Consider the following 16,831-nt stretch of genomic DNA (forward strand, 5'->3'; position numbering starts at 1 on the left):
CTGTGCCACGTTCACTGAAGAAAGGTCCTTTTATCGACCTTCACCTGTTGAAAAAGGTAGAAGCTGCAGTTGAGGCCAATGATCGTCGTCCGATCAAAACTTGGTCTCGCCGTTCTACAGTTTTTCCAAACTTCGTAGGACTGACGATTGCAGTTCATAATGGCCGTCAGCACGTACCGGTGTTTGTCACCGAGGATATGGTTGGTCATAAATTAGGCGAGTTTGCCGCTACCCGTACGTATAAGGGTCATGCAGCAGATAAGAAAGCTAAACGCTAATCGGGAGTTAAGAAAATGGAAGTAGCCGCTAAGCACAAAGGCGCCCATATCTCCGCTCAGAAAGCGCGTTTGGTTGCCGATCAAATCCGCGGAAAGGCGGTGGGTGAAGCCCTGAATATTTTGGCTTTCAGCCCTCAAAAAGGTGCGGTGCTAGTTAAGAAGGTACTTGAGTCTGCTATTGCTAACGCAGAGCATAACGAAGGTGCTGATATTGACGAGCTACGCGTTTCACAAATCTTCGTTGATGAAGGTATGACCATGAAGCGCATAAGACCGCGTGCGAAAGGTCGCGCTGACCGTATTTTGAAGCGCACCTCCCACATCACCGTTAAGGTAGCTGACTGCTAGGAGATACCACTATGGGTCAGAAGGTACATCCAACAGGTATTCGACTTGGAATTGTAAAAGATCACACTTCGGTGTGGTATGCAGACAAGAACGAATACGCTAATAAGCTGTTGAACGACCTTAAGGTACGTGAGTATCTGGAAGGCGAGTTAAAAGCAGCATCTGTTAGCCGCATCGAAATTGAGCGGCCTGCACAGAATGCAAAAATTACCATTTTCACTGCCCGTCCAGGCATTGTTATTGGTAAGAAAGGTGAAGATGTAGAAAAACTGCGTAACGCTTGTTCTAAAATGATGGGCGTTCCGGTTCACATCAACATCGAAGAGATCCGTAAACCAGATCTAGATGCCAAACTAGTTGCACAAAGTGTCGCAAGCCAGCTGGAACGTCGTGTTATGTTCCGCCGTGCCATGAAGCGTTCTGTACAGAATGCTATGCGTCAGGGTGCTGAAGGTATCAAGATTCAGGTTGGTGGCCGTCTGGGCGGTGCAGAGATTGCACGGTCTGAATGGTACCGCGAAGGTCGTGTGCCATTGCACACCCTGCGTGCTGACATCGATTACGGTACTTACGAGGCGCACACTACATACGGTGTGCTTGGCATTAAAGTCTGGATCTTTAAAGGTGAGATTCTGGGTGGTATTGAAGAAGTACGCGCTCAGAGAAATGCTCAACCTAAGAAGAAAGGTTCAAAGTAGGGGTAATTATCAATGCTGCAACCTAAGAGACTTAAATTCCGCAAGGTTATGAAAGGCCGCAACCGCGGTCTGGCCGAGCGCGGTGGTACTGTTAGTTTTGGTGAAATTGCACTGAAAGCGACAGAACGTGGCCGTATTACAGCTCGCCAGATCGAAGCTGCTCGTCGTACTATGACTCGTCACGTAAAGCGTGGCGGTAAAATCTGGATTCGCGTGTTCCCGGACAAGCCAATCACAGGTAAGCCGCTTGAAGTACGGATGGGTAAAGGTAAGGGTAGTGTTGAATACTGGGTATGCCAGATCAAACCAGGTAAAGTACTGTTCGAAATGAGCGGTGTGCCTGATGAGTTGGCTACTGAAGCATTCAACCTAGCTGCGGCGAAACTGCCGCTGGCAACCACTATTGTTAAACGGACGGTGATGTGATGAATGCAACTGAACTGCGCGAACAATCCGCTGAAGAACTCCAGCAAACTTTGCTGGGTCTTCTGAAGGATCAGTTCAATCTGCGTATGCAGAAAGCAACTGGTCAGCTGACTCAGAATCATATGCTGGGTCAGGTGCGTCGCGATATCGCGCGCGTTAAGACCGTACTGAATCAGAAAGCAGGTAACTAATAATGGCCGCAGAAAAACGTACACGTACTGTGACCGGTAAAGTTATCAGCAATAAAGCTGACAAAACTATTACCGTTCTGGTAGAGCGTAAAGAGAAGCACCCGATCTACGGGAAATTCGTAACTCGCTCCACTAAGCTGCATGCGCACGACGAACAGAATGAATGTCAGATGGGAGATACAGTGACTGTTGCTGAATCCCGTCCGCTTTCAAAAAGTAAGTCTTGGACGCTAGTTAAGATTGAAGAACAGGCAGTAAAGGTGTAATATAACGCACCTTTGCTTCTGGCAGGCTGTTTTTTGGGCCCTAAAGGGCAAAGAAAACAGTCTGAATTTTGGAGTAGAGACCCATGATTCAAACAGAATCTATGCTTGATGTTGCTGATAACAGCGGCGCCAAGCGAGTACAGTGTATCAAGGTCCTGGGTGGCTCACACCGTCGTTATGCCGGTGTAGGTGACATCATCAAAGTTACTGTTAAGGAAGCAATTCCTCGCGGTAAGGTGAAAAAAGGTCAGGTCCTTAATGCTGTTGTGGTACGTACCCGTAAAGGTGTTCGGCGCCCGGACGGTTCAATCATTCGCTTTGACACAAACTCAGCGGTTTTATTGAACGCCAACTCCGCGCCTATCGGTACTCGTATCTTTGGCCCAGTAACTCGTGAACTTCGCTCAGAGAAGTTTATGAAAATCATTTCCCTGGCGCCTGAAGTGCTATAAAGAATCCCGGCTTTCGCAAGTCAGGATTTATGCAAAAACGCTAAGCTCGAAAGGGCTTGGCGTTTTTAAGCATGAGAGGGTAGTAGGAAAGGATGGATAATTAATGCGTAAAATAATTCGTAACGACGAAGTAATCGTTATTGCAGGCAGAGACAAAGGCAAGCGCGGCAAAGTTCTGCGTATTCTTGCTAATGACCGTCTGATCGTGTCTGGCATCAACATGGTTAAGAAACACACCAAGCCTAACCCAATGCTGGGTAAAGCTGGCGGTATCGTAGAGAAAGAAGCAGCGATTGCAGTATCTAACATCGCTATTTTCAACTCTGCTACCGGTAAAGGTGACCGTGTTGGTTTCAAAGTTCTGGAAGATGGCAACAAAGTCCGGATCTTCAAATCCAACGGCGAAGTTATCGCTAAGTAATAGGAGTTGATGCCATGTCTAGATTAAAAGCACTCTATAACGAGTCCGTTAAGCAGCAGTTGAAAGACGATTTGAGCTGTCCTAACGTGATGGCTGTACCACGTCTGACCAAAATCACCCTGAACATGGGTGTTGGTGAAGCGCTTGGTGATAAGAAACAGCTGGATAATGCCGTTGCAGAAATGCAGGCAATTGCAGGTCAAAAACCTGTTGTAACCCTGGCCCGCAAATCTATTGCAGGCTTCAAGGTTCGTGAAGGTTGGCCAATTGGTTGCAAGGTAACCCTGCGCGGTGAGCGTATGTGGGAATTCCTTGACCGTCTGGTTGATATCTCGATCCCACGTATTCGTGACTTCCGTGGCCTGAACCCGAAATCTTTTGATGGTCGTGGTAACTACAGCATGGGCGTGAAAGAGCAGATCATCTTCCCTGAAATCGAATACGATAAGGTAGATAAGCTGCGTGGTATGGATATTACCATCACCACCACTGCTCGCACTAACGACGAAGGTCGTGCCCTGCTGGCAGCCCTCAACTTCCCATTCAAAAAGTAAGGGTAGAGAAATGGCTAAGGTATGTATGAAAGCGCGCGAATCAAAACGCGCAAAAATGGTTGCTAAGTATGCTGAAAAGCGTGCCGCTCTTAAAGCAATCGTTAAAAACCCTGCTTCATCTGAAGATGAAGTTTGGGATGCCCAGGTAGCTCTGCAAAAGCTACCGCGTGACGCTAACCCGGTTCGCCAGGTGCGTCGTTGTCAGGTTACAGGTCGTCCACACGCTGTTTACCGTAAATTTGGTCTAAGTCGGATCAAACTGCGTGAAGCTGCAATGCGTGGTGATGTGCCGGGCCTGAAAAAAGCAAGTTGGTAAGCACAATGGTCTGGGCAGGATGATTCCCATCCTGCTACCGCATTGCGCTGCACAAAGGAAAATAAACCATGAGTATGCAAGACACTCTTGCGGATATGCTAACCCGTATTCGTAATGGTCATATGGCTGAGAAATCAGCTGTAACTATGCCTGCTTCTAAGCTGAAAGCCTCTGTTGCTGCAGTTTTGAAAGAGGAAGGTTACATTGCTGACTTCGCCGTCGAAGGTGAAGGCAAGCCAGTGATGACTGTTGAACTGAAATACTTTGAAGGCAAGCCGGTTATTGAGTCTATCCAGCGAGTTAGCCGTCCAAGTCTGCGTGTATACCGAGGCGCTAATGAGCTGCCTAAAGTATCTGGCGGATTAGGCGTAGCTATCGTATCCACTTCTCGTGGTGTGATGACTGATCGTGCTGCCCGTGCTGCCGGTATCGGTGGCGAAGTCATCTGTACGGTATTCTAGGAGCTGGAAATATGTCTCGAGTTGCTAAAAGTCCCGTTGTCCTACCGGCAGGTGTTGAAGCTAAGGTTGATGGTCAGCAGATCAATGTAAAGGGCGGTAACGGTGCCCTGGGTCTGTCTGTTCACCCGTCTGTAGAAGTAACCACAGAAGATAACGTGCTGAAGTTCGCCGCACGCAATGGCAGCAAAACTGCTAACGCGCTGGCCGGTACTGTTCGCTCTTTGGTTAATAACATGGTTGTTGGTGTAAGCACCGGTTTCACTAAGAAACTATTGCTTCAGGGTGTTGGTTATCGTGCTGCTGCAAACGGCAATACGTTGAGCCTAACTCTGGGTTTCTCTCACCCAATCGATTATAAGCTGCCTGAAGGTGTTGCAGCTGCAATGGAAGGCCAGACAACTATCGTGCTGACATCAGCCGATAAGCAGGCGCTGGGCCAAGCTGCAGCAGAAATTCGTGCTTTCCGTCCACCAGAGCCTTACAAAGGTAAGGGTGTACGTTACGCTGACGAATTCGTTCGCCGTAAAGAAGCTAAGAAGAAGTAAGGTAGGGTCATGAACGAAAAGAAAACATCTCGTATTCGCCGTGCCCGCCGTGCCCGTTACAAAATGCGTGAACTGGGCGCAGTACGTCTGTGTGTAACCCGTACACCACGTCACATCTATGCACAGGTTATCTCTGCTGATGGTGGTCAGGTTCTGGCTGCAGCATCAACTGTAGAAAAAGACCTGCGTAGTGATACTACTGGTAACACTGATGCCGCTACTAAAGTAGGCACACTGATCGCTCAGCGCGCAAAAGACGCTGGCGTGACTAAGGTTGCTTTCGACCGTTCTGGGTTTAAATACCACGGACGAGTTAAAGCGTTGGCAGATGCAGCCCGTGAAGGCGGCCTGGAATTCTAAGGGGTTTGACAATGGCAAATCACGAACAGAAAGACGGTGACCTACAAGAGAAACTTGTACAGGTTAACCGTGTTGCCAAAGTAGTTAAGGGTGGTCGTATCTTCGGTTTCACCGCTTTGACTGTTGTTGGCGACGGTAATGGCCGCGTAGGCTTCGGTCGCGGTAAAGCACGTGAAGTACCTGCGGCGATTCAAAAAGCGATGGAACAAGCGCGTCGTAATATGATCACTGTTGATCTAAACGGCACAACTCTGCAATACCCTATTAAAGCCCGTCACGGTGCTTCTAAGGTATACATGCAGCCTGCATCTGAAGGTACTGGTGTAATCGCCGGTGGCGCGATGCGTGCTGTACTGGAAATTGCAGGTGTTCACAACGTACTGGCTAAGTGCTACGGCTCTACAAACCCAGTCAACGTTGTTCGCGCAACAATCAACGGTCTTGCTAGCATGACATCTCCTGAAGATGTTGCTGCTAAGCGTGGTAAGTCCGTAGAAGACATCCTGGGGTAATCAACGATGGCATCTACTCTCAAGGTAACACTTGTTCGCAGCACCATCGGTATCCTGCCTAAGCACAAATTGTGCGTCCAGGGTCTGGGTCTGCGCCGTATCGGTCACACCGTAGTAGTGGAAGACACTCCTTCTGTACGCGGTATGATCAACAAAGTTAACTACATGGTTCGTGTAGAAGGCGAATAAGGAGCTCATTATGCGTCTTAATACACTGAGTCCTGCCGAAGGTTCTAAACATGCTCCTAAGCGTGTAGGCCGCGGTATTGGTTCCGGCCTGGGTAAAACCGGCGGTCGTGGCCATAAGGGTCAGAAATCCCGCTCCGGCGGTTCAGTGAAACCAGGTTTCGAAGGCGGCCAAATGCCGTTGCAGCGTCGTCTGCCTAAGTTCGGTTTTACCTCTCGTCAGGCTGCATTCGTTGCAGAAATTCGCCTGAACGAGCTGGCTAAGATTGATGCTGACGTAATCGATCTGGATGCACTGAAAAAAGCGGATATCATCAAAGACAGCATCAAGCGTGCGCGCGTGATTCTTTCTGGTGAGATCAACAAAGCAGTTACCGTTAAAGGTCTTAAAGTGACCAAAGGCGCTCTTGCTGCAATTGAAGCTGCAGGCGGAAAAGTCGAGGAATAAATGGCTAAGAAAGGACCAGTACCAGCAGGCGTACAGAACGGCTTAGGCGAGCTTAAATCTCGTTTGTTGTTCGTTTTGATTGCGATCGTTGTATACCGTATCGGTGCACATATTCCGGTACCTGGTATCAATCCTGATCGTCTAGCTGCACTCTTTGATCAGAATCAGGGCACTATTTTGAGCATGTTTAACATGTTCTCCGGTGGTGCTTTGGAACGGATGAGTATCCTTGCTTTGGGTATTATGCCGTACATTTCTGCATCGATTATTATGCAGCTGATGACGGTAGTCAGCCCGACGCTTGCGCAACTCAAGAAAGAGGGTGAGGCTGGTCGTCGGAAGATCAATCAGTACACACGTTACGGTACCGTTATCCTAGCGACAGTACAGTCGTTCGGTATGGCGGTCGGCCTTGCTAACCAAGGCGTTGCCTTTGCAGCAGATTTCAACTTCTACTTTGTAGCGGTTGTCACACTGGTTGCAGGTGCAGTGTTCTTGATGTGGTTGGGTGAGCAGGTGACTGAGCGGGGTATCGGTAACGGTATTTCGATTCTGATCTTCTCTGGTATTGTGGCCGGTTTGCCTAGTGCTATCGGTCAGTCCTTTGAATCAGCGCGTCAGGGGGATCTTAATATCCTGGCGTTGCTGGCCATTGCTGTGCTGGCGGTTGCCACTGTCGGCTTCTGTAGTGTTCATGGAGCGCGGTCAACGCCGTATCACCATTAACTATGCGAAGCGCCAACAGGGTCGTCGCATGTATGCTGCGCAGTCCAGTCATTTGCCGTTAAAGGTGAATATGGCTGGTGTTATTCCGCCGATCTTCGCTTCAAGCATTCTGCTGTTCCCTGCGTCACTTGGCCAATGGTTTGGTCAAACTGAAGGCATGGAGCTGCTACAGGATATCGCACTTGCGCTGGGCCCGGGTCAGCCGCTGTATATCCTGTTGTTTTCGGTATGTATCATTTTCTTCTGTTACTTCTACACAGCGATTGTTTTCAATCCAAAAGATGTAGCTGATAACCTGAAGAAGTCTGGTGCATTCATCCCGGGTATTCGCCCAGGGGAGCAATCTGCTAAGTACATCGATAACGTACTGGGCCGCCTGACACTGTTTGGCGCTCTGTACATCACTGCGGTATCTCTGATGCCTCAGTTCCTGGTGGTAGCCTGGAATGTACCTTTCTACTTCGGTGGTACGTCACTGCTGATTGTGGTTGTTGTTGTGATGGATTTCATGGCTCAAGTACAATCTCATTTGATGTCCCATCAGTATGAATCCCTGATGAAGAAGTCGAATCTTAAAGGAGGCGGTGCTGGCCTGCTGCGCTAGCATCCCTGCTATTTGGAGTTGATCATGAAAGTACGTGCATCAGTTAAGAAGATCTGCCGTAACTGCAAGATCGTACGTCGTAACGGTACTCTGCGGGTTATCTGCAAAGTTGAACCACGACACAAGCAGCGCCAGGGTTAATTAACGCCTGGTCTGGGAGTGGTTGGCGCGAAGGGTTGATTTATTTTTGATCAACGTGTAGAATCTCGCGCCTTCCATTAATAGAAGAATTTGCAGTACCTGTGAAAAGCACAGGTGCATGCTAATAAGTTGGAGTAAATTGAATGGCCCGTATAGCTGGCGTCAATATTCCTGACAATAAGCATGCGGTAATTTCATTGACTTACATCTTCGGAATTGGCCGCACGACAGCGAAGGACCTCTGCGTTAATTGTGGAATTCAAGAAACCACAAAGATTGCAGATTTGTCAGAAGAACAACTGAATACGGTACGTGACGCAGTCGCCAAGTTGACAGTTGAAGGTGATCTTCGCCGTGAAGTATCCATGAACATCAAACGCTTGATGGATCTTGGTTGTTACCGTGGTTTGCGGCATCGCCGTAGTTTGCCTCTTCGTGGTCAGCGCACTAAGACAAATGCGCGTACCCGTAAAGGGCCACGTAAACCAATCCGTAAGTAATGGTAAGCGATAGGAATTTCCAGTATGGCTAAGCCAGGTAATCGCACACGTAAAAAGGTTAAAAAGCAGGTTGTTGACGGATTCGCTCACATCCATGCTTCATTTAACAACACGATCATTACTATTACTGATCGTCAGGGCAATACCCTGAGTTGGGCAACCGCAGGCGGCTCCGGCTTCCGTGGTTCTCGTAAGAGTACACCCTTCGCGGCACAGGTTGCTGCGGAACGTGCAGGTGTAGCTGCTCAAGAGTATGGTCTAAAGAATTTAGACGTTTTTGTTAAGGGCCCAGGCCCAGGCCGTGAATCTGCAGTGCGCGCATTGAACGCATGTGGATACAAGGTTAATAACATCACGGACGTGACACCGATTCCTCACAACGGTTGTCGTCCACCGAAGAAACGTCGCGTTTAATCCGGAGACAGTAATAATATGGCTCGTTATTTAGGACCAACATGCAAGCTGTCTCGCCGTGAAGGTACCGACCTTTTCCTGAAGAGCGGTGTTCGTGCTCTGGACAGTAAGTGTAAAGCTGAAAATGTTCCAGGTGTACATGGCGCTCGTCGTGGTCGTTTATCAGATTACGGTTTACAGCTTCGTGAAAAACAGAAAGTTCGTCGTACATACGGCGTACTTGAAAAGCAATTCCGCAGCTACTACAAGGAAGCTGCCCGTCGCAATGGCGCGACTGGTACTAACCTTCTTCAGTTGCTGGAAGGGCGTCTAGACAATGTCGTCTATCGTATGGGATTTGGATCTACTCGTGCTGAAGCACGTCAAGTAGTTTCTCATCGTCAGATTACAGTTAACGGACAGTCCGTGAACGTTCCTTCTTACCAGGTACAAGCTGGTGATGTGGTTGCCGTTCGTGAAAAGTCCAAGACTCAACTGCGTATTAAACACGCACTTGAGCTGGCTTCTCAGCGTACAGCTGTTGAGTGGGTAGATGTTGATGCTGCGAAGATGGAAGGTACTTTCAAGTCCCTGCCAGAGCGTACTGAACTGTCTGCTGACATCAATGAGCAGCTGATTGTCGAACTGTACTCTAAGTAAATATTGACTTCTTAATTGGTGGAACTATGCAGCGTTCAGTAAACGAGTTTCTAAGTCCCCGTCACATTGACGTTCAGGAAATTAGTGCGACTCGTGCAAAAGTTACTTTGGAACCACTGGAGCGCGGTTTTGGCCATACGCTGGGTAATGCGCTACGCCGTATCCTTCTCTCTTCAATGCCTGGCTGTGCCATCACTGAAGCTGAGATCGAAGGTGTGCTGCATGAGTACAGCACCATCGAGGGTGTGCAGGAGGACGTAATTGAAATCCTGCTCAACCTTAAAGGTGTTGCAGTCGCGCTGCACAACGGTGATGAAGCAACCCTGACTCTGTCTAAGAGCGAAGCGGGTCCTGTTACAGCAGCTGATATTCAGTTGAATCAGGATGTCGAAATCGCAAATCCAGAGCATGTCATCGCTCATTTGAGCGAAGGTGCAAGCCTTAACATGCAATTGAAGATCGTTCGTGGTCGTGGCTATGTGCCAGCTGACCTGCGCGTATCGGATGAAGACGAGTCTCGGACCATCGGCCGCTTGCTACTTGATGCTACCTACAGCCCGGTTCGCCTGGTGTCGTATGTAGTTGAAAGTGCGCGTGTTGAACAGCGTACTGACTTAGATAAGTTGGTCATTGACATTGAATCCAATGGTACTATCGATCCGGAAGAATGCATCCGTCGTGCTGCAACTATTTTGCAGCAACAACTGGCTGTATTTGTAGATCTGGAAGGTGGTAAGGATCAGGTTAACGATGAACCGGAAGAACCAGAAATCGATCCGATTCTGCTTCGCCCGGTTGATGATCTGGAGCTGACTGTACGTTCCGCCAACTGTCTGAAGGCAGAGCAGATCTACTATATCGGTGATCTGATTCAGCGTACCGAAGTAGAACTGCTTAAGACTCCGAACTTGGGTAAGAAATCGCTGACCGAGATCAAGGACGTTTTGGCGTCTAAAGGTCTGTCACTGGGTATGCGCCTTGAAAATTGGCCACCTGCGAGCATCAGAAACGACGATAAAGTCGCTTCCTGATCTGCGGTTTTAAACCTAACAGTTTGGCAAGGATAAAAAGATGCGTCATCGTAAATCAGGTCGTCACTTTAATCGTACAAGTGCGCACCGTAAAGCAATGTTCAAGAACATGGCTGTAAGCCTGTTCGAACATGAGCTCATCAAGACCACGCTGCCTAAAGCTAAAGAGCTGCGTCGTGTTGCTGAGCCACTGATCACACTGGCAAAAGTAGACTCGGTTGCTAACCGTCGTCTAGCCTTTGCTCGTACCCGCAGTAAAGAAGCTGTTGGTAAACTGTTTAACGAACTTGGTCCTCGCTACGAAGGTCGTCCAGGTGGTTACATTCGTATTTTGAAATGTGGCTTCCGTACGGGTGATAACGCGCCGATGGCTTACGTTGAGCTAGTTGACCGTCCAGCGGATGCTGTAGCGGTAGAAGATTCTGAAGATTAATCTCTTCATATCTTAATAAAAACCCGGCATAAGCCGGGTTTTTTTGTCCTAAAAGTCGTCATATCACTCAACTGATCGTTTTTTTCTACGCTTCTAAGCGCTATTCAATGGTGTTCCGGTACTTGCTAGCCTTTCATGTATTAACTCACGCTTTTAATCGTTCAGCCTTTAACTACTCAGTTTGGGGGCTGGTGTTAAGTAAATGTCATCAACTAAATCTATAATGTAGGCATTATTGACGTTTGGAAGTAGAGCAATGGAGCTAGTAAGCTGCGAAGTTTGTCGAGAAGTGCTAAAGGAACAGCCAATTTCCGTACCGGCTGACTATATCGAACGAAATAAGAATTTTAACGAGACAATCTATATGTGTAAAAACTGTAGAGTGATTGTCCGACTTACATCGATACCCCATAAATGGAGTATGTTGACACCCTAATGCGGCTTGCTGCCTTTGGTGTGATCCTTTTTGCTTTGCCCTACGCTAGCTTAACGGCCTGCCTACGGGTTTAAGTTCTTCATTTACCTTATCTCTTAAAAAATCCCGTAACAGCAGTACTGCAGGTGTAACCTGTTTGCGGCTTGGACAAACGAGCCAAAGTCCAACCGGCTTGGATTGGTATTCCGGCAGCAAACGGAGGAGTTTGCCGCTATCGAGCTCACGTTTTACATCCAGTTTTGATTTAAACGCAATGCCTCTGCCGGCCCGCGCCCAGCGTCTAACAATCTCCGCGTCATCACATTCTCGGTCGCCGGTTACGGGTATGCGGTACTGTTCACCGTTTCTGACCATATCCCATGTATCGTAGGCGCGATTGCCGAGACGAAAGATCAAGCAGTTATGCTGACGTAACTCTTCGGGATGCTGAGGTTCACCAAAGGCGGCAGTGTACTCTGGCGAGGCGATAATAACTCGGTCGATGCTGGCAACCTGAAAGGCGATCATGGATGAATCTTCTGGCGCACCGTAACGTAGCGCCACGTCTACCCGGTCGAGATAGAAATCCGACAGACCATCACCGATATTAAGTTTGAGTGATAGTTCCGGGTGTTTGATCATCATCTCATCGATCCAAGGTACCACTAAGTTGCGGCCCAAATCGGACGGCATCGATAGGCGCAGCTCACCGGAAATTTTACCTTTGATCGCATGTAGGGATGCTTTACCTTCTTCTAACGCCACGAGTGCTTGGCGGCAGAAGGTCAAAAAGTGTTCTCCCTCGGGTGTTAGCCGTAATTGTCGGGTCGATCGAATGAATAGCTGGGTATCAAGTTGTTTTTCCAGTCGCTTAAGGGCCGCACTGGCCGTGGCTGGGGTTAATCCCAGTTGTTCGGCCGATGCGGTAATGCTGCTGCAGTCGGCGATTCGGGTAAATAATTCTAAGTCGTCTGTATTCATTATCAAAAATATATTGAAACTGATTGAGTGATTAGCATGTTTTTAGTTTAGGCATATCGGTTCACAATGTCTCTATCAATTTACGGAGGTCGAAAATGAAAGCTATTGGTTATTTAGAGTCACAGGCAATTACAGAACAGGATTCACTGGTTGATATCGATCTGCCGATGCCCGATGCCGCGGGACGCGATCTGCTTATTAAGGTCAACGCTATTTCTGTTAACCCTGTGGATACTAAAGTTCGCCAGCGGGCACAGCCTGAGAACGGCGAATACAAAGTATTGGGCTGGGATGCAGTGGGTGAAGTCGTCGCTGTCGGTGAGCAGGTTGAATTCTATCAGCCGGGTGATCGTGTCTGGTATGCCGGTGATTTGACTCGCCAAGGTACCAATGCTGAGTACCACCTGGTTGATGAGCGTATTGTCGGTCATGCACCTAAGTCGTTATCTGATGGCGAAGCGGCGGCGATGCCGTTGACGACCATCACTGCTTGGGAGTTACTATTTGATCGCCTAGGGATACAGCAGAAGAGCGCTAATGGTGCAGCTTCAAAGCCAGAGCAGGTATTGGTTATCGGCGCAGCCGGTGGCGTGGGTTCCATTATTGTGCAGTTGGCGGCCAAACTAACGGATGCTGTCGTGATTGGTACGGCATCCCGTGCAGAAAGTCAGCAATGGGTTAAGGAGCGTGGCGCTGATTTTGTTATTGATCACCGTCAGCCGTTGAATGAAGAGCTTAAGCGTATCGGATTGGATACGGTATCCCATGTGGTCAGCCTAAACGGCACCGACCAGCATTTCGATGCGATCGTTGAGAGCATTGCTCCTCAGGGTAAGCTGGCGCTGATTGATGACCCAGAAACACCATTGGACATTATGAAGTTGAAGATGAAGTCTGTGTCACTGCATTGGGAATTTATGTATACCCGTTCAATGTTTAACACCGATGATATGGCGAAGCAGCGTGACCTGCTGAATGCCGTTGCTGACTTAATTGATGCGGGTGAGATCAAAACCACCCAAGGAACCAACTTTGGTGCTATCAATGCAACCAATCTAAAGCTAGCGCACGCTGCTGTTGAGAGTGGTAGTACCATCGGCAAGGTTGTACTAGAAGGTTTTTAACGTGCGGGGTGGTACTGGCCCCAATCAGCTCAATCATGTTACTGAAGCTTAGGAATAACGATGACTACTGAACTGATAATTGTTGCCCGTATTGAGGCAAAATCCGATCAAATTGATTTAGTGAAAACAGAATTAATCCGTTTAATTGAACCTACCCGTGAAGAGGCCGGTTGCTTGCAGTACGATCTGCATCAGGATAATAACAATCCTGCTGTGTTTCTTTTCTATGAGCGCTGGGAATCCCGTGACCTTTGGGTGGCACATATGGATAACGTTAATCTAAAACGTTATTCAGTGGCAGTTGAAGGGGCTGTAGAGAACTTTATCTTGAATGAAATGGCACACCTCAGTTGAGCTAAGTAAAAATGTTATAAAAAAGGCTGATGTGTTTGCATCAGCCTTTTTTTGTATTTAGATCAGTCTATTCGCTTAGCCTTAGCCTTAGCCTTGGGCTTTATGGTTTTTGTCCAGCATCGGTTTGAGGAACTCCCCGGTATAAGAGCCTTGCACTTCGGCAACGTCTTCCGGTGTTCCCGTGGCGATGATTAAACCACCACGGGTGCCGCCTTCAGGGCCGAGGTCGATGATCCAGTCGGCCGTCTTGATGACATCCAAGTTATGTTCGATCACCACAATGGTGTTGCCATGGTCACGCAATCGATAGAGCACGTTGAGCAACTGCTGAATATCATAGAAGTGCAGTCCGGTTGTCGGTTCATCAAGAATATAAAGGGTTTTACCGGTATCCCGTTTGCTCAGCTCTTTCGCCAGCTTGACCCGCTGGGCTTCACCGCCAGAAAGTGTGGTGGCTGCTTGTCCGAGGCGGATATAGGAAAGGCCCACATCGATCAGGGTTTGCAGTCGGCGGGAAAGGGCTGGGATGGCATCAAAGAATTCGCGACCATCTTCCACCGTCATATCCAGCACTTCATGGATACTCTTACCCTTATATTTAACTTCTAAGGTTTCCCGGTTATAGCGTTTGCCTTTACAGACATCACAGGGTACATAGATATCCGGCAGGAAATGCATCTCGACTTTGATCACGCCATCGCCCTGGCAGGCTTCACAGCGGCCACCTTTAACGTTAAAACTGAAACGTCCTGGCTTATAACCCCGTGAGCGGGCTTCCTGTGTGCCGGCAAACAGTTCGCGGATCGGCGTGAAAATACCGGTATAGGTTGCTGGGTTGGAGCGTGGTGTCCGGCCGATCGGGCTCTGATCGATATCGATCACCTTATCGAGCATATCCATGCCTTTCAGTGACTTATAAGGCGCAGCATCCAGCGTGGTGGCACCATTCAGCTCGGTGGCGGCGATAGGGTAAAGCGTGCCGTTAATCAGCGTAGATTTACCCGAGCCAGATACCCCGGTCACGCAGGTTAATAGCCCTAGGGGTATATCCAGATTAACGCTATTGAGATTGTTGCCGGTAGCGCCGTGCAGTTGCAACCAACGGCCATCGGATTTGTGCCGCTCAGTCGGCGTCTCGATCCGACGACGACCGGAAAGATAATCGGCGGTCATCGACTCTTTGCAAGCCATCAATTCAGCGGGAGTACCCTGTGCAATGATTTCACCACCGTGGACGCCAGCACCGGGGCCCACATCGATGACATAATCCGCTAGTCGAATAGCATCTTCGTCATGCTCAACCACAATCACTGTATTGCCTAGGTCGCGGAGGTGGATCAGGGTTTTCAATAGACGGTCGTTATCCCGCTGATGCAGTCCGATAGACGGCTCATCGAGAATATACATCACCCCGACTAGACCGGCACCGATCTGGCTGGCCAGACGGATACGTTGTGCTTCACCGCCCGAGAGGGTTTCGGCACTACGCTCAAGGGATAGATAATCGAGGCCGACGTTGACCAAGAATTGCAGGCGTAGGCGGATCTCTTTCAGAATCTTATCGGCGATTTCACCCTGCTTGCCGCTTAATTTAAGGCCGTCGAAATAGTCACAGCTATCGCCAATGGATAGACGTACCAGTTCTGGCAAGGTTGTTTCATCGATATACACATGACGCGCATCGCGGCGCAGTCGGCTGCCGTCACAGGCAGGGCATTCCTGCATATTGATATACTTAGCGAGATCATCCCGCACCATATCGGATTCAGTTTCCCGATAACGACGTGATAGATTGTTCAGCACCCCTTCAAACGGATGGGATTTACTGATGACATCGCCACGGTCGTTGAGATAACGGAAGGCGATATCTTCTTTACCGCTGCCTTCCAGAATCATCTGTTGCTGCTTGGCGGTCAGATCTTTAAAGGGGGTGTCCATATTAAAGCCATAATGATCGGCAACGGCTTTAAGTTGTTGAAAATAGTACAGCGCACGACGGTCCCAGCCTCGGATAGCCCCTTCAGACAGGGTGAGGGTGTTATCGCAGACGACTTTTTTCGGATCAAAAAACTGCTTTACTCCCAAACCATCACAGGCAGAACAGGCGCCGTGGGGGTTGTTGAAGGAGAACATGCGGGGTTCGAGTTCTTGAATGCTGTGGCCACACTTAGGACAGGCAAAGCGGGCCGAAAACACCAGTTCTTCGCCATCGTTATCCATATAGCTAATGGTGGCGATACCATCGGTCATCGCCAAGGCTGTTTCAAAAGACTCGGCTAAGCGCACCTGTAGATCATCACGTACTTTAAAGCGGTCAACTACGGCTTCGATATTGTGCTTTTTGTTCTTATCTAGCTCAGGAATACTGTCGATATCGCACACAATGCCATTGACGCGCACCCGAACAAAACCCTGTGCTCGTAGTTCACTAATAGTATGTAAGTGCTCACCTTTGCGGCCTTGAACCACCGGTGCCAGCAACATCAGCTTAGAGCCTTCAGGTAGGGCTAATACCTGATCAACCATCTGGCTGACGGTTTGTGCCGCTAACGGTAGATCATGATCCGGACAGCGAGGTTCACCGGCGCGGGCAAACAGCAAGCGTAGATAGTCGTAGATCTCGGTGATGGTGCCGACTGTCGAACGGGGGTTATGGGAGGTGGATTTTTGCTCAATCGAAATCGCTGGCGAAAGTCCCTCGATATGATCGACATCGGGCTTTTCCATCATCGATAAGAATTGCCGCGCATAGGTAGACAGGGATTCAACGTAACGGCGCTGACCCTCAGCGTAGAGCGTATCGAATGCCAGCGAGGATTTTCCTGATCCGGATAAACCGGTAATAACAACAAGTTTATCCCGCGGGATGTCCAAATCGATATTTTTCAGGTTGTGTGTTCTGGCGCCGCGAACCACTATCTTGTCCATCGTTGTTTCCGTGTCCAATGCAAAAGCTCAAGTATAAAGAGTTATGCGTGTTGCCACACCTGATCTGACGATTTTTTAT

26 protein-coding genes and 1 pseudogene are annotated in these 16,831 nt (G+C 48.8%); 25 read left to right on the plus strand and 2 right to left on the minus strand.

What is annotated here, in order from left to right; translation table 11 throughout:
* The first annotated feature begins 2 nt into the window (after positions 1–2).
* The 23 genes and pseudogenes from rpsS to rplQ all read left to right on the plus strand — a co-directional run bounded on the left by rpsS (position 3) and on the right by rplQ (position 10,950).
* Entirely contained in the window at positions 3–278 is a 276-nt protein-coding gene (gene rpsS, locus AC0L4K_RS20685; protein WP_215953571.1) for a 30S ribosomal protein S19, read from the plus strand.
* Between the two features lie 15 nt (positions 279–293).
* Complete coding sequence (gene rplV, locus AC0L4K_RS20690) at positions 294–626, plus strand: 50S ribosomal protein L22 (protein ID WP_091361855.1); 333 nt, start codon at positions 294–296, stop codon at positions 624–626.
* 11 nt (positions 627–637) lie between these two features.
* Positions 638–1,324, plus strand: coding sequence for a 30S ribosomal protein S3 (gene rpsC, locus AC0L4K_RS20695; RefSeq protein ID WP_215953572.1), 687 nt, complete (start codon positions 638–640; stop codon positions 1,322–1,324).
* A gap of 12 nt (positions 1,325–1,336) precedes the next feature.
* On the plus strand, positions 1,337–1,750 hold the full coding sequence (rplP, locus tag AC0L4K_RS20700) for a 50S ribosomal protein L16 (RefSeq protein ID WP_215953573.1): 414 nt from the start codon (positions 1,337–1,339) through the stop codon (positions 1,748–1,750).
* A complete protein-coding gene (gene rpmC, locus AC0L4K_RS20705; protein WP_126159343.1) occupies positions 1,750–1,941 on the plus strand; it encodes a 50S ribosomal protein L29 in 192 nt (63 codons plus the stop codon). Before rplP ends, rpmC begins: the two co-directional genes overlap by 1 nt.
* 2 nt (positions 1,942–1,943) lie before the next feature.
* Entirely contained in the window at positions 1,944–2,207 is a 264-nt protein-coding gene (gene rpsQ / locus AC0L4K_RS20710; RefSeq protein ID WP_091361846.1) for a 30S ribosomal protein S17, read from the plus strand.
* Positions 2,208–2,290: 83 nt separating this feature from the next.
* Positions 2,291–2,659, plus strand: a complete 369-nt coding sequence (rplN, locus tag AC0L4K_RS20715) for a 50S ribosomal protein L14 (RefSeq protein WP_126159344.1) — start codon at positions 2,291–2,293, stop codon at positions 2,657–2,659.
* A gap of 103 nt (positions 2,660–2,762) precedes the next feature.
* Positions 2,763–3,080 carry a 50S ribosomal protein L24 gene (rplX, locus tag AC0L4K_RS20720; RefSeq protein WP_417227723.1) on the plus strand — a complete coding sequence of 106 codons (318 nt, stop codon included), beginning with the start codon at positions 2,763–2,765 and terminating at the stop codon, positions 3,078–3,080.
* Between the two features lie 14 nt (positions 3,081–3,094).
* Positions 3,095–3,634: a 50S ribosomal protein L5 gene (gene rplE / locus AC0L4K_RS20725; protein WP_091361841.1), complete on the plus strand. Its 540-nt coding sequence runs from the start codon at positions 3,095–3,097 to the stop codon at positions 3,632–3,634.
* A 10-nt stretch (positions 3,635–3,644) separates the two neighbouring features.
* Positions 3,645–3,950, plus strand: a complete 306-nt coding sequence (gene rpsN / locus AC0L4K_RS20730; RefSeq protein ID WP_215953575.1) for a 30S ribosomal protein S14 — start codon at positions 3,645–3,647, stop codon at positions 3,948–3,950.
* Positions 3,951–4,018: 68 nt separating this feature from the next.
* The gene (gene rpsH / locus AC0L4K_RS20735) at positions 4,019–4,411 is read left to right on the plus strand and encodes a 30S ribosomal protein S8 (protein WP_215953576.1); all 393 of its coding nucleotides are present in this window, start codon (positions 4,019–4,021) and stop codon (positions 4,409–4,411) included.
* Positions 4,412–4,422: 11 nt separating this feature from the next.
* Positions 4,423–4,956, plus strand: coding sequence for a 50S ribosomal protein L6 (gene rplF / locus AC0L4K_RS20740; RefSeq protein ID WP_417227722.1), 534 nt, complete (start codon positions 4,423–4,425; stop codon positions 4,954–4,956).
* A 9-nt stretch (positions 4,957–4,965) separates the two neighbouring features.
* The gene (rplR, locus tag AC0L4K_RS20745; protein WP_126159349.1) at positions 4,966–5,316 is read left to right on the plus strand and encodes a 50S ribosomal protein L18; all 351 of its coding nucleotides are present in this window, start codon (positions 4,966–4,968) and stop codon (positions 5,314–5,316) included.
* A gap of 11 nt (positions 5,317–5,327) precedes the next feature.
* Positions 5,328–5,828 carry a 30S ribosomal protein S5 gene (gene rpsE, locus AC0L4K_RS20750; RefSeq protein WP_417227721.1) on the plus strand — a complete coding sequence of 167 codons (501 nt, stop codon included), beginning with the start codon at positions 5,328–5,330 and terminating at the stop codon, positions 5,826–5,828.
* A gap of 6 nt (positions 5,829–5,834) precedes the next feature.
* Positions 5,835–6,017 carry a 50S ribosomal protein L30 gene (gene rpmD, locus AC0L4K_RS20755; RefSeq protein WP_126159351.1) on the plus strand — a complete coding sequence of 61 codons (183 nt, stop codon included), beginning with the start codon at positions 5,835–5,837 and terminating at the stop codon, positions 6,015–6,017.
* 10 nt (positions 6,018–6,027) lie between these two features.
* On the plus strand, positions 6,028–6,462 hold the full coding sequence (gene rplO / locus AC0L4K_RS20760) for a 50S ribosomal protein L15 (protein ID WP_417227720.1): 435 nt from the start codon (positions 6,028–6,030) through the stop codon (positions 6,460–6,462).
* Positions 6,463–7,792 (plus strand): annotated as a pseudogene (gene secY / locus AC0L4K_RS20765) (preprotein translocase subunit SecY).
* A 24-nt stretch (positions 7,793–7,816) separates the two neighbouring features.
* Positions 7,817–7,933 (plus strand): 50S ribosomal protein L36, encoded by a 117-nt coding sequence (gene rpmJ / locus AC0L4K_RS20770; protein WP_083935407.1) that lies wholly within the window; start codon positions 7,817–7,819, stop codon positions 7,931–7,933.
* Positions 7,934–8,076: 143 nt separating this feature from the next.
* On the plus strand, positions 8,077–8,433 hold the full coding sequence (rpsM, locus tag AC0L4K_RS20775) for a 30S ribosomal protein S13 (RefSeq protein WP_215953580.1): 357 nt from the start codon (positions 8,077–8,079) through the stop codon (positions 8,431–8,433).
* A 24-nt stretch (positions 8,434–8,457) separates the two neighbouring features.
* Positions 8,458–8,847: a 30S ribosomal protein S11 gene (gene rpsK / locus AC0L4K_RS20780; RefSeq protein WP_019622838.1), complete on the plus strand. Its 390-nt coding sequence runs from the start codon at positions 8,458–8,460 to the stop codon at positions 8,845–8,847.
* 18 nt (positions 8,848–8,865) lie between these two features.
* Positions 8,866–9,486 carry a 30S ribosomal protein S4 gene (rpsD, locus tag AC0L4K_RS20785; RefSeq protein ID WP_417227718.1) on the plus strand — a complete coding sequence of 207 codons (621 nt, stop codon included), beginning with the start codon at positions 8,866–8,868 and terminating at the stop codon, positions 9,484–9,486.
* A 26-nt stretch (positions 9,487–9,512) separates the two neighbouring features.
* Positions 9,513–10,517 (plus strand): DNA-directed RNA polymerase subunit alpha, encoded by a 1,005-nt coding sequence (locus tag AC0L4K_RS20790; protein WP_126159356.1) that lies wholly within the window; start codon positions 9,513–9,515, stop codon positions 10,515–10,517.
* Positions 10,518–10,557: 40 nt separating this feature from the next.
* Positions 10,558–10,950 (plus strand): 50S ribosomal protein L17, encoded by a 393-nt coding sequence (rplQ, locus tag AC0L4K_RS20795; RefSeq protein WP_126159357.1) that lies wholly within the window; start codon positions 10,558–10,560, stop codon positions 10,948–10,950.
* Positions 10,951–11,431: 481 nt separating this feature from the next.
* On the opposite strand, the gene AC0L4K_RS20800 is transcribed toward rplQ, so the two are convergent.
* Positions 11,432–12,346: a LysR family transcriptional regulator gene (locus tag AC0L4K_RS20800; protein WP_473267732.1), complete on the minus strand. Its 915-nt coding sequence runs from the start codon at positions 12,344–12,346 to the stop codon at positions 11,432–11,434.
* Positions 12,347–12,441: 95 nt separating this feature from the next.
* Between AC0L4K_RS20800 and AC0L4K_RS20805 the strand changes: the two genes are divergently transcribed.
* A complete protein-coding gene (locus AC0L4K_RS20805) occupies positions 12,442–13,470 on the plus strand; it encodes a zinc-binding alcohol dehydrogenase family protein (protein ID WP_473267733.1) in 1,029 nt (342 codons plus the stop codon).
* Between the two features lie 60 nt (positions 13,471–13,530).
* Positions 13,531–13,824 (plus strand): putative quinol monooxygenase, encoded by a 294-nt coding sequence (locus tag AC0L4K_RS20810; RefSeq protein ID WP_473267734.1) that lies wholly within the window; start codon positions 13,531–13,533, stop codon positions 13,822–13,824.
* A gap of 87 nt (positions 13,825–13,911) precedes the next feature.
* Here the strand turns inward: AC0L4K_RS20810 and uvrA are convergent, their stop codons facing one another.
* Positions 13,912–16,752 carry an excinuclease ABC subunit UvrA gene (gene uvrA / locus AC0L4K_RS20815; protein ID WP_473267735.1) on the minus strand — a complete coding sequence of 947 codons (2,841 nt, stop codon included), beginning with the start codon at positions 16,750–16,752 and terminating at the stop codon, positions 13,912–13,914.
* Positions 16,753–16,831: the final 79 nt, after the last annotated feature.

Source organism: Amphritea sp. GJ51-11 (genome assembly GCF_055808735.1).